A 13676-nucleotide genomic window follows, 5' to 3' on the forward strand; every position below is an offset into this window, starting at 1 on the left:
CTGTTTTCTCACTTTAACCATCAATTTCGAACGTTATTTTATTTTGAACACCTGCAACTTCCATCGGCTGACCGTCGACAACACGAGGTCGATACTTAAATTTCAGCGCTGCATCCATCGCTGCTCGGTCAAATATCCCTTCTGGCTTAGCTTCAACAACAATAGGGTCTCTTACTGAACCATTTTTTGTTACCGTAAACTCAAGAATGACATACCCTTCTATCCCACGAGATTGAGCTCGACGTGGGTAAATCGGCGCTACTTTGAATAACGGTAAATATTCGCCATCAGAACTCGCTAAACTCAAACCACCCGACAAACCAGTGTCAGCTTGAACGTCAGCAGAAAAACTAGTACTCACGGCGTTAGCATTTGGATTTGCTTTCGCCATCTGCATTGGCTCTACCTGAGGTGGAGGTGTTTGCGGTTTTGGTGGCTTTTGCGGTTTTCGTTCTTTCTTTTGTGGTGCTTCTTCTTGTTTCAAGCGAATAAAATCAAGCACGTTACCTTTAGGCGGATCCGTTAATACGTCATTACCACCTTTTATCAGTATCTGCATGCCCCAAAGCAAAAAGAAAGTAACACTCACTGCCAATCCAATCGCCAATGCATAGCGTGCAAATGCAGTTGAGAAAACGCTCGTTTTTGGTGCTACTTCAACAGCCGTTGTCATAGTGATTACGCCTCATCCGCCGCTATTGAAACATCGTAAACGCCAGCAGCGCGCGCAGAATCCATTACCTTTACAAGCACGTCAGTCGTTGCTTTTTTATCAGCTTGAATGACCACCGTTCCTTGTGGATTTTCCGCTTTTAATCGTTCGATATTTGCTTGAACGGTGCGTACGTCAACACGACGTTTATTGATCCAAATCTCACCTTTATCGCTAATCGCAACTAAGATATTTGCTCGCTCTTTTTTCACTGCAGTAGCCGCTTCTGGACGGTTTACATCAATACCTGCCTCTTTTACGAAAGATGCAGTAACAATGAAGAAAATAAGAAGAATGAATACAACATCAAGCATTGGCGTCATGTTAATTTCTTCTGCTTCTTCTGCTTCGTGAATGACTTTTGCTAATTGTGAACGCATGTTTAAGTCCTTAATATTTTTGTATTTTAGATACAGTGTTGAGCATGCTGACCTTTTCAGGTTGAGTTTTGTTTGAGATAAAAGCGTTTTAATCGAGGCGTGAGGTGTGTCGCCTAGTAATCTAAGCAAATCCCCTCACAACAAAGAGTAAAGCGCTTTTAGCCAAACCTTCAGGCTACTGCTTTTTGGTAATTGAGGTTTAATGGCTCAATCAGCAAATACAAAAGTAGCAAAACCAGCCTGATTGGTTAGCATGTTCAACTAGTGTTGCATCAATAATTTATCTTCTAATAGTTCCGTTTGGCGTTTTGCATAACGCTGAAAGTACGTCACCATAAATACTCCCGACAAACTGCCAACCATGCCAGCCATGGTAGGAATCGTCGCTCGAGAAACGCCTGATGCCATTGAGCGAGCATTACCGCTACCAGATATCGCCATAACATCAAAAACCTCAATCATACCGGTTACTGTGCCCAATAAACCTAGTAGTGGGCACAGTACAACAAGTGATTGAATCAACGCGATATTATGATTGAGTTCTGATGAAGCTTTCGACACGGTCGCCAATCTAATCTGTTCTGCGTTCCAAGAACCTCGCTCTTCTCTTGCAAACCAGTTATTAATGATGGTGCTTTTCATCGAACGATAACCGAATAACACAAAGGCCAATCGCTCGAAGATTAACAACCACATTAGCGCTATGACGCCGGCAATGACGGTCAATACTTGACCGCCAGTGTCGAGAAACTCACGGATACTATTCATCATGTCGATGAACAAAATCATGGGTTATGCTCCCTTCTCGCTACGATTTGCAATAATGCCAGCACTTTGCTGTTGAAGGATGTTGATAATGCCTTTACTACGTGTGTTGAGTAACGTTGAAATAAACACCATAGGAATCGCAACAACTAGACCAAGTACCGTAGTAACAAGTGCCTGAGAGATACCGCCAGCCATTAATTTAGGGTCGCCTGTACCGAATAAAGTAATTGCTTGGAAGGTATTGATCATACCCGTTACTGTACCTAATAAACCGATAAGCGGTGCAACCACAGAGATGATTTTAATGATCGTTAATCGTGACTGTAATTTAGGAACTTCACGTAAAATTGATTCAGAAAGTTTTAACTCCAATGTTTCAGTGTCTGCATCAGGGTATTGCTCTTTTACTTTCAACACTCGACCTAACGGGTTATCGTCGCGAGCTTCTTTGGTTTTCAATTGACGGTTAACTTTGGCGCCAATCAAGAACAGAGAAATAAAACGCTCAATTGCAATCAATAAACCAACCAAACCAATGGCTAAAATCACGTAACCTACAGGGCCACCTTGGTCGACACGCTCACGATCACTTGGCGCTTGAATAAGTAGGCTCAAAATAGAACCTCCCGTTGGGTCTAACGAAAATGCTACTTGACCATTGGTCGTAGATGTTAAATCTGCTGCGCTATCTAAGTATCGGTTTACAGGTTGACGAATCAGTTCAGCAACAGAGCCTGTCTCATTGATATACTCTAAGTATTTGCCATCAGAGACTAAGTTGAAGCTACCTACGCGTTTTACATCAGCAGTTGTCTTCGAGCCATCAGCTAACACAATCTCACGTTGGAAACTTGCGATCTTGCCACTTTGTGTCATTTCACGTTGTAACTCAAACCACAGTTTTTCAATCTCTTCAATTGATGCGAGTTTAGATGTTGAGCCCATAGATTGCGCAAATTCATCTAAAAAGACATCGCGACCAGGAATCTCAGCTGAAATTACTGAGTTTTGGAATTTGCTTTTGGTGTCGCCTGCAACTTGCTGTAATACACCAAAAAGTTCTTTTAATTCACCCAAACGTTTGTTTAATGCATCAGTTTGATTAGCAAGTGCTAACTCATTATCTTGGAATTGATTTTCGAGTTGTGTGCTTAAGCTAATTTGATTGTTACGCTCATTAACCGCTTGCTTTAATAAAGCTTCTTGTTCTGATTTACGGGCTACAAATTCAGCTTCACGCGATTTATTTTGTTCTGTTTGAGCTATTTGGCCTTGTGCCAATTGGCTAAGTAATTCATCCAAATTTTTAGCTTCATTTGCTTGTGCACCGAAGCTTAACGCAATCATTGCCACACTCGCCAATAAGGTCTTTTTATTAAATGTAAATTTCATGAGTTTTTCCTTATTCGCTAACATTTAATGGAACAACAACTAAATCAGGAGCAAGCTGTTTCTTTGCAATACGAAATGCTTTACTAATATCAGTGCGATAGCTAGCAGGTAATGCTTCCCATTTTTTAGTTTCTTGGTTCCACATCCCCAGTTCAGAGCCATCTCGCGTCTGATATATGTAGCTCACACGACCGATACGTAAGAAGTCGACATTCTGTTCTTGACCGTTAATGTCAAGAAGACCGCTGTACGCTTCAATTGTGCGACCGTAGTCAACTTCGATTTGATAAGCCTCTAATACACGACGGAACTTCTCTGAAACCGCAATATCAGCGCGTTCCATCATGCTATTTAAACTCTCTAGGCGCTTAGCACGTTCTTCGGCAAGAAATGGTACATCTAATGAAACAAAGGCTTCTAACGTTGAAATCATACGTGCCATTAATGGTGAAATTTGACGTTCAATGATGCTAACCTGCTCCATCGAATTAGCGATGTCTGCTAGTTCAGCTAACTGATTATCAATCTGCTTTTGCATTTGACCGTTATAAACATTCAAACCATCAATTTCTTTATTAACTGTTTTGAATTGCTGTAACTTGGTTTGAATTTGGTCGCTAATTTTATCGATCTTCTTTTGAGACGTATCAGCTGATTGGTTAATTTTTTGGCCTGCTTTTACAACATCCTGTACATCTGTTGATTGCGCAGCATTAAGCGAAAGGCTACAACTTGCACCCATAAGTGCAGTTGCAAAGGCTAGCTTAGACAATTTCATAGTAAACCCTAGATTGATTTGCAAAAATTACAGCACTTAAAGTGTAAAAATATCTAAAAACTTTTAGCGCTTTTGTTATGGGGCAAAATTCTAAAGGCGAAATGTGACAATAAAGTTTCAGCTATATTGCAACTTTATTAAATGACAAAACAGTTGCAATTTTTTGACATTTATTAAGGATTTATGACGTTTATTTGAGCGTAAGATAAGAGAAAAACGAGATGCAATTTTGCTGATTTTTCTTCGCATAGAAAACAAAAAGGCAGCGGTTTAGCGCTGCCTTTTTTAGTCTTAACAGTACAGGCTATTCAAAATCCCATTTGAATTGAATATCAAAGCCAATACCTTTTGTTTCAGATCGGAACAATGTATCTGAAAACTCTATTTCTTTTTTCTGATCTAGCAAGTTTTGCACTTTGAACTTCAACGTAGTCGAGTACGTTGGGTAGTAGGTGTACACTAAATCTAAAGAATGGAACGGCTGCTCGTACTTATCATCTTGACCTTCAATACCAGGTATAATGATACGATCACCAAATACGTTGTAAGCTAATGTTGCTGAGTGATTACCGTTTGGTGCATCAAAGCCTAGGTTTAAGTTAACAACGTACTCAGAATGGCCTGTCATTCGACGTGACGTATTCGTAATCGCTGCTGACACACCCGTTTGATCGACAACACGTTGAGTATCAATATTTATTTCTGAATCACTTAATGTAACGTTACCTGAAATAAAGAAACTGTCAGCCCATTCGCCAAGAGAGTCAGCTAAGAACGTAAAGTCCTTCATAAAATCTACTTCAACACCGTAAACATTACCGTCATTAGCGTTAGCCATAACGATAAGTGGTGGACCATCCTGCGCTGGTGATTGTACAGATTCAATCGGGTTAACCATATCTTTGTAGAATAAACCAACCGATAGATTTTCCCCGGTGTCCATGTACCATTCCCAACGAAGGTCGTAGTTTTTCATGTCTGTTGCATTTAAGCCCGGCGTACCACGCACAGGATAGCCAGTTAACGGATCCAAGTAAGTAGTAGGTGCAACTTCACGTAAATCTGGACGAACCGTTGTTTGACCGTAAGAAAAACGATATTGCATTTCCGAAGATGGAATATACGTTAACGCTACAGCAGGAAACCATTCATCTTGCTGGAACGCTAGATCATTTAAATCAGACGGTAAATCAAATTCACCTGTAGAAGGCTTCAGGCCAGCAACAACTTGACGGAAGTCTTCATAACGAGCACCACCGCTGATTCGCCATTGTTGATCAATAAACACATCGGCTTCAAAATAGTAAGCATCAATCATTTGAGCAGCGAAATAGTCATCGCCGTCCACTGATGTATCACGAATAATCGTTTCATTGCCGTTTAAATCTGCGTTTAGAATGATGTCATCGGTTAGGATGTCATTCATTTTGTGACCTGAAAAATCAACGCCATTAAACGCTAAAGTATTGACATCAATACGACGCGCAAATGCTTGTCGATTTTTCTCAACAAAGTCACCACCCGCCTTTAACTCAATTTCCATGTTATCGAGCATGATTGGCAACGAGAAGTTGTAACCGTAGTTTTCAACTTCATCATTTAGCGTCTGGAACGAGTAACGTGATGCCGTTGTCGCTCGACGTAAAGAGCTTTCGTTAAGCAAGTCAAAAACACCGTCTTCATTCTCATCAGCAATAATGTAGCGTGTTTCAATATTTCCTGGTGCTAAACGCTCCGAGCGCGCATCAGAGTACTTCCAGTCGAAGCCTAAAAATCCTAGCTCTGGAAAGTTGTGTGTACCACGGATTTGATTCGCGATCATTTCACGCTCTTCGTAGATCACTTCTGTATCACGAACACGTAAACCATCACTTAATAATACGTTGTTGGTATTACCTAACTTGTCTTTAATCTCATCAACCGTATCGTGTAAAATCAGTGATGATACGTCTAAACGGTGGTTTTTTTGGTATTCAAAACCAACGTTAAACATTCCTGACCATTTAACCGTATGTTCCGTTGACTTAACGTCATCAAAACCACGAACAAGTGACCAAGACTCATCCTGATTTGAACGAAAATCCTGACCTTCATACAGCTCACTGTATTGATATTCGTTGTCATATGAAATTGCGGCAAGGAAACCAATGCGATGGTCATCGAAATCGGCACGATTACCAATGGTTAAATCAACGCCGTAATCTAAATCAACTTCATCTTCTACCGGGTCATAATCGCGGTTCATATCAGCCGCAATTTGACGGTTTTCATCTTGAGAGATACTGCCTAGACCTTGGTAGCTTGACCACAAGTCTTTTAATGCTTGCGGTGCTGCGCGTGTTCCATCGTCTAAACCTTTCCAGTCATCATCGCCACCAGCATAACCAAAGCCTTCACCCAAGTTATCTGTATTACCACCAATATTACCTGACATATTGAAAACGAAATCAGATGGGATGGTTTTTAGGCGGATATCAACATTACCACCACCAAAATGCGCTGGCATTGATGGAGAGTATGATTTTTGGACGGATAATGATTCAATAATTGATGACGGAAATAAATCTAATGGAATAACCGTACGTGTAGGGTCTGGACTTGGTACATATGAGCCGTTTAGCTGAGTACTTGAGTATCGCTCACCTAAGCCACGAACATAAATGAATTTACCATCAACCAACGTAAGGCCAGTCACACGGCGAAGAGCCGCGGCAGCATCACTATCACCCGTTCTTGAAATTTGTTCTGCACCCAAAATATCAGCAACAAATGCTTGGTTTTTTCTTTCTTCAATTACAGCACTTGCGGTGCCTTTTAGTCGGCTTGCTTTTACAACAACTTCTTCAATGGCAAGCTCTTCTTCGTTTGCAGCTTCCTGAGCAACGGCATTGGCACTTAATCCTGTAAGAAGCGCTAGTGTAATGCTAGATAAGCTAAAACGATTGGTTATATTTTTCATCTCTAACCTCGTTACTATGATTCATTAATAAGCCATTCAAAACGCGTTATTAATCAATGCATGGTAGTTATGGACTGTCTTTTCTAATAGGTTATTTATTGTTAGTGGGTATTAACTACACCTATCGCTAGGTATTGTTAAAATGTTAAGCCACTACCTCCTGGTAGTGGCTTAACCAGACGTAGGCTTACTCTAAACCTACAGTCCAACCAGCAGTCCAATCGTTGTCGGCAGTAACCGCACCGATGTGAGATGCATTATCAAAGAAAGTGCTTGCACCAAAGTCGTATGCTTCAGTCGCGTCAGTCGTGTAGATACCACTTAACACATCACTAATGTTGTCTTGTGTTGAGTTGTTCATCATTAGGTTAGTTACCCAGTTGCCTAAATCAAACGCTGAGCTACTTGAATCTTCAGTGTTTTTGAAGTTTTCATCACAAGCAAATACTGAGTTAGTAATGATTGTATCGCCAGCAATCGCTTGGTCTACCGTTAAACCAGCTTCAAGCTCGAAACACTCACCCATACCAGCACCACCAGTTACAACAAAGTTGTGTAATTGTGCGCGAGTACCTTCACGTAAGTAGATACCTTCTGAATCTTTGTCAGCCGTATCGAAGCCATTACCAATAATCGTCATGTTTGCGATCGTTGGGTTTGACTGTGGATCCTTGCCTGGCGTTGAACCATCGTTATCAGCTTCAATCGCACGGTTAGCTTCACCGTCGTTGTCTGCATGCTTAACTAATACATACTGCATGTTACCGCGGTAACCATTATCCCAGTCTACTGAGTCATCTTTGTTCGCAGTTAACACAACGTATTTCGCATTTACTGCACCACCGAAGAACTCAACACCGTCATCTGCGTTTTCATGAACTTGGATGTATTCAACAGTTGTTGCTGCGCCAACACCACCAAACGTAATACCGTTTAATTCGTTGTCTGGTGCAATTTCATAACCTGCGTGCTTAACAACGACATAACGTAACGTACCTGAATTATCATTCCAGTCAGTGCCGCCGAATACAGCACCTTCTTCAACACCTTCTACTTGAAGTGCACATGCACTACCGTCAGTAGGACACTTGTTAGACGGAGCATTACCAAGTAATACGATACCGCCCCACTGGCCTGAACCTGTTTCTTCGCCATTAACATCTTGGCTTGAAGTGAATGTAATTGGGTTAGCAGAGGTACCATTTGCTTCAATTTTTGAGTCACGGCTTACCACTATGTAATCGTTACCTGAGCGACCAAAGATAGTCACACCAGCATCGATTGTTAACGTTGCTGAGTTAGCTTTGTCTTCACCAACAAATACTGGGCCGTTAAGTGCGTATATATTGTTTGCAGTAAGGCGAACATCAGCCGAAAGCGTACCAGAGATTTCACAAGCAGATTGACCGCCAACAGACGTGATAGCAGTAGTGCCCATTGGACAACCTTCAACAGGTGCTTCAGCTGTTACAACACCGCCACCAAAGCCAAATGCCCAACCGTCGCGCCAGTCGTTGCTACCATCAAAAGCGCCCACGTAATCTGTTGCATCAAACCATGCATCGACTGCTGAAGCGTCTTGGCCAGCACCTAATAATGAAGAGTTTGAATCTGGAACACCGTGATTATCAATTAAAATTGACGTGCTTACACTGTTTGAATCTTCAGCTAGGAACCATGCTTCAAGGTCTAATAACGTTGAATCATCTGCCGCTTTCGCATTTTTAAAGTTTTCGCCGTTTGAACAAGCCATCACTGAGTTTTGGAAAACGATTTTGCCAGATGTCGCGTTATCAACAGTTACTGATGACGTATCGCCACCTTCAAACTCTAGACATTCACCCATTTCTTCAGGGCCTGTGATTACAACGTTGTAGAACTTACCCGCTGTACCTTCACGTAAGTAAATACCTTCTGAGTCTTTATCAGACGTATCAAAGTTGTTGCCCATAATTGTCATGTTTGCAATTGTAGGGTTTGATTGAGGCTCTTTGTCTGGTGTAGAACCATCATTATCAGCTTCAATCGCACGGTTAGCTTCACCAGCATTTACATCGTGTTGGATAAATACGTGCTGTAAACGACCACGGTAACCATTATCCCAGTCTACAGAGTCATCTTTGTTGCCTGTAAGAACCAAGTGTTTAACATCAACAGCACCACCGAAGAACTCAACACCATCGTCAGCGTTCGCATGAACTTGTAAGTAGTCAACTTCAGTACCTGAACCAACACCACCAAATGTCACACCATTTAATTCATTGTCTGGTGCAATTTCGTAACCAGCGTATTTAACAACAACGTATTTCAGAACACCTGAATTGTCTTCCCAGTCAGTACCACCGAACACAGCACCTTCTTCAACGCCTTCAACTTGAAGCGCACATTCACTGCCATCTGAAGGACATTTATTTGATGGTGCGTTACCTAAAATAACTAAACCACCCCATTGACCAGCTGTTGTCTCTTCACCTTTAACATCTTGTAATGAAGTGAAAATGATTGGATCTTGTGCTGTACCCTCTGCCATGATTTTTGAACCACGGTGAACAACAACGTAGTCGCTACCTGAGTTACCAAAAACTACTGCACCTGGTTCAATGGTTAACGTTACAGACGTATCCGCTTCACCAACTTCAAGTGCACCATCAATTGCGTAAAACACTGGAGTGCCTTCCACGCTTGCAACTAATGTTGTGTTTTCAGTAAGTTTGCTAGAAATATTTTGAACATAAACGTCAGTACCTAATACTGCGCTAACCTCTGCACTTAGTGTCGTGTTTGGCGTACCTGCTAAGTCATCCGTAGGATTTGTAGGGTTAGTTGGCTCTGGATTATTGATGATAGTATCACCAACAGAGTTATCAACGTTTGACTCCAAATTGATGTCACCACCACAACCGGCAAGTATTAATGCACTTGAAACAGCGCTTACTTTAAAAATATCCATCATTTTCATTTTTGTTATGCTCCGCAGCATGTCTAAGTTATTAAAAGTTACTAAATGTAAATTTTTGTTATTAAAATTTTGGACGCCATGCTACGGAGCAAAAATGACAAAAATGTTTTGGAAATATTTATTTTTTATTTCACGAAGTTTACAAACAGATGACAAACGGTTGGGACAACCGATGTTATAAGGGACTGTTATGATGACACTTTTATTACACGCAAAAAAATACCGCCTATTACTGTGACAGTAAAAAGGCGGTAATTAATCAGCTATGTAACTTTCGATACAAAGTTGGGTGGGAACGACTCCTAGTACCGAAGAACTTAAACTGAAAACCTATTTTGGCGCGTTGTATTTCGCGAACTTAGTCACGATTACGCCATTACAGTACAAATCATCTAAAACTTTTTGATCGGTAATCGCTTCAATGCCCTGGTGCAAAGCGGTAATACACAAGTTCGACGCGTCATCGTTAATGGCAGGTACAAATTTAACAATTTTTTGTGCTTCTACTTTTGGTGGTAACGCCTTGTTTTGCACTTTTGTTGCAAAACGTTTAAGGCTAACACCATTACACGTCATGCGTGAAATTTCACGTTCTGCATCAGCAAAGTGCTTAACAGCAACACGTTTTGCTTCTTTTAGTCCTTTTTCAGCTGCAACGATACAAAGGTTAGTAGCCTCTGAATCATCTAAGGCAACCATTTTCACGTTTGATGAAAGTGCAAATGCTTGCGAACTAACGATTGATGCAACAACTAATGCAAATAACTTTTTCATAATGACCTCTAAAACTATTAATAAACTGGCTATCTCGCGATTTAGAGCAATTATACTAACCAAAAACTCAATGTAAATAGATTTCGTAATAAAATTACAAAAATAGGTTTTTGAATACGAATTCAGTGATAAATTCGCTCCAAGAGATACGGCTTATGTAAGTTTACTACATCACCATTTTTGCATTTTGCGGTAAATTGTTGAGGGGTTAACTTTCAATAACGCTGCGGCTTGGGAAATATTTCCTTGGCATTTCTCTATCGCACTCTCAATGGCTTTTCGCTCTACATCCGCTAAAGGAAGGATGTCTTCATCAACATTTGCGGTATTGTTGAGTGAGGTTGGTGTAGTGCCTGACGAAATAGACTGTGGCTCAACTTGAGGTTGATTTTGTTCAAAACTAACGTGTTCTTTTAAAATACTATCTAGCATTGACTGGGTTATTTGCTCACCTGTATTCATAATACAAGCACCATGGATCGTATTTTCCATCTGACGCACATTGCCAGGCCATGCGTAGTTGTTGATGTAACTGATCGCATCTTGAGAAAACCCTGTAAAAGACTTGCCCTGCTCTCTCGAATATTTTTCTAAGAAATATTTTGCAAGCGCTAGCTTGTCAGTACTTCTATCTCTTAGAGGAGGTATGGACAAAGGAATGACATTTAGGCGATAAAACAAATCCTCTCTAAATTCACCCGATTTTACAGCATCAGATAGTTTAACCGATGAAGCACTGACAATTTGACTATCAAAGCTAATAAGTTTTGTACTTCCTAATGGAGTATATTCGCGCTCTTGCAGTACACGTAACAACTTTGCTTGTATCGCTAGTGGTAGGGTTGTTATCTCATCAAGAAACACAGTACCACCATCAGCTTGAGCAAAAATACCTTGAGTATCAGTAACAGCGCCAGTATACGCGCCTTTTACGGCGCCAAATAATTGTGCCTCAATCAAGTTTTCTGAAAAATTGGCACAGTTAACTGCAATAAAAGCGTTTTGTTTTCTTGCACTAGCTAAATGGCATTCATTGGCCACGAGCTCTTTACCGGTCCCGGTTTCGCCATGAACAAATATAGGAACGTTAGCACCGGCTGCCACGCTAATTTGTTGTTTCAGCGAAAGCATTCCTTCACTATCGCCTACTATATTGCTACTTTTGTGTGACCCGCTTGTAGCGGACTCTATCGGTTGTGCTTGATCTAATACAACACTTTCCACAGCAAAGATTAGCTCAGCATTTTTCCATGGCTTTGCTATAAATTTATCGATAATACCTTCATTGAAACTCTGTGATACTTGGTCAAAATCTTGATACGCATTTAACATAATGCGAGTAGATTCGGGCCAGAGATCTTTAACTTCTTTCAATAAGCTATAGCCATCGATATCAGGCATTCTCTGATCCGATACAATAACAGCAGGCTGCTGTTGTTTAATCAGGTTTAATGCCTGCCGAGGTGAAGTAAAAGTTTCGATTTGTGCAGGCAATCTGATTAAACAGCGTTTTAACGCTGCACAAATTTCACGCTCATCATCGACAATGACAACGAGTGGCATTTCATTTTCTGTTGTCATTCTTGACCTCCTAATGATTTACCCCATTCCACATAAAACACCAATTTTTGTTTTGAGCTTTGCTGAAATGTAGCTATTTGATCTATTGTTTTGGCTGTTATCTGGGTGTCCTTTATTAATAATTTTCGTTCATTTTCATCAAATACGTCTTGAGATAAAACCATATTCACCGCTAGTTCTCTTGCTGTCATGATACGTTCAAAATGTTCTTGCTCTGACGGGTTTTCAATAAGCGCAAAAAAGGTCTTTGTAACTTGCCTGTCAAATAACCGACCAGCCAATTTATTAATAATAACAACCGCTTCTGAGTGACTTACCGGCTCTTTAACAAAGTCGCCACGTACAAGAAGGTCATAATACAGTACTACAGAAAGTATCTTACTTCCCATAGGAATATCATCGCCAGCAAGGCCATCAGGAAAACCGGTACCGTCTACATGTTCAAATAAGTGACTAATAATATCGGCGCTTGGTGCGAGTAATTTTGCACCACGTAATAAACTTGCCGAACTAACAGCAAATTTAGCCCATATGGATTTTTGAGTGTCCGTCATTTGTTGCCAGCCTTTATAGAGCAACTCATCGGGTACGCCAAAACTTCCAATCTTGTGATATAAACCAGCTAAATAAACTTGCTGGCATTCAGCTGGTGTCATTGCCATACGTTTAGCAACTAACTTAGCTTGGTCTGCAACCCGCGCACTTTGATGATCGCTTTCTTGGCTGAAAAAGCTGACAAGATCCGCACCGACATGCAGTAATTGGTAATTCATTTCTTTTAAATCAGTCAACTGTTGATCTGATTGCTCATTTACAATTGAAATATTCTTCTGCAACGAGGCTAGCTTCTTTTTATCATCGCTAAGCTGTTTAATCGCATTTCGTTGCTTTCGTTCAGACTTTATTTCTTTGACCAGTTTATTAAGCTGCTTGACTAATTTCTTATTGTCCCATGGCTTTGCAATGTAACAACACACTTTACCTTGATTAATTGCTGCTTCTGCAAGCTCTAAATCGGCATACCCCGTCAATATTACGCGCTTTGTCGACTCGTTAAGCTGAGCTATTTGGGTCAACAACTCCGCCCCCGTCATGTGGGGCATTTGCATATCACTGACAAAGATATGGCTTGGATGTTTTTCAAAGTCATCGAGTGCTTGTTGTGGGTCCGTATAGCCGTGAACTTCAAATTTACCCATTAGCACGCGTTTGAGCGCATTAATAATTTCAATTTCATCGTCCACTAAAAATATTGAAGGTAGCATCCAAGTTCCCGCCTATTTCTTGGTAAATTAATGACTTGCTTTAAGATGTGCTAGCATTATAGTAATTAAGATATAATGTAATTAATCCAATAATCAATCTTAAATGGT

At 40.7% G+C, this 13676-nt stretch carries 10 protein-coding genes; all 10 read right to left on the bottom strand.

The window, feature by feature from the left end; all coding sequences use genetic code 11:
• Positions 1-13 precede the first annotated feature (13 nt).
• Positions 14-673: an energy transducer TonB gene (locus tag QQK05_RS05900; protein ID WP_284296627.1), complete on the bottom strand. Its 660-nt coding sequence runs from the start codon at positions 671-673 to the stop codon at positions 14-16.
• A 5-nt stretch (positions 674-678) separates the two neighbouring features.
• The gene (locus QQK05_RS05905; RefSeq protein WP_193021787.1) at positions 679-1092 is read right to left on the bottom strand and encodes an ExbD/TolR family protein; all 414 of its coding nucleotides are present in this window, start codon (positions 1090-1092) and stop codon (positions 679-681) included.
• A gap of 261 nt (positions 1093-1353) precedes the next feature.
• Positions 1354-1881 (bottom strand): MotA/TolQ/ExbB proton channel family protein, encoded by a 528-nt coding sequence (locus QQK05_RS05910; RefSeq protein ID WP_284296628.1) that lies wholly within the window; start codon positions 1879-1881, stop codon positions 1354-1356.
• Positions 1882-1884: 3 nt separating this feature from the next.
• Positions 1885-3252: a MotA/TolQ/ExbB proton channel family protein gene (locus QQK05_RS05915; protein WP_284296629.1), complete on the bottom strand. Its 1368-nt coding sequence runs from the start codon at positions 3250-3252 to the stop codon at positions 1885-1887.
• Between the two features lie 10 nt (positions 3253-3262).
• Positions 3263-4030: a DUF3450 domain-containing protein gene (locus QQK05_RS05920; protein WP_284296630.1), complete on the bottom strand. Its 768-nt coding sequence runs from the start codon at positions 4028-4030 to the stop codon at positions 3263-3265.
• A gap of 304 nt (positions 4031-4334) precedes the next feature.
• The gene (locus QQK05_RS05925; RefSeq protein WP_284296631.1) at positions 4335-6989 is read right to left on the bottom strand and encodes a TonB-dependent receptor domain-containing protein; all 2655 of its coding nucleotides are present in this window, start codon (positions 6987-6989) and stop codon (positions 4335-4337) included.
• A 187-nt stretch (positions 6990-7176) separates the two neighbouring features.
• Positions 7177-9948 carry a hypothetical protein gene (locus QQK05_RS05930; protein WP_284296632.1) on the bottom strand — a complete coding sequence of 924 codons (2772 nt, stop codon included), beginning with the start codon at positions 9946-9948 and terminating at the stop codon, positions 7177-7179.
• Positions 9949-10278: 330 nt separating this feature from the next.
• Positions 10279-10722, bottom strand: a complete 444-nt coding sequence (locus QQK05_RS05935) for a hypothetical protein (RefSeq protein ID WP_284296633.1) — start codon at positions 10720-10722, stop codon at positions 10279-10281.
• Positions 10723-10893: 171 nt separating this feature from the next.
• Positions 10894-12303: a sigma-54-dependent transcriptional regulator gene (locus QQK05_RS05940; RefSeq protein WP_284296634.1), complete on the bottom strand. Its 1410-nt coding sequence runs from the start codon at positions 12301-12303 to the stop codon at positions 10894-10896.
• Entirely contained in the window at positions 12300-13568 is a 1269-nt protein-coding gene (locus tag QQK05_RS05945) for an HD domain-containing phosphohydrolase (RefSeq protein WP_284296635.1), read from the bottom strand. The genes QQK05_RS05940 and QQK05_RS05945 overlap by 4 nt, the downstream gene beginning before the upstream one ends.
• Positions 13569-13676 lie beyond the last annotated feature (108 nt).

This window comes from Thalassotalea loyana (assembly GCF_030161435.1).
GTDB lineage: Bacteria > Pseudomonadota > Gammaproteobacteria > Enterobacterales > Alteromonadaceae > Thalassotalea_G > Thalassotalea_G loyana.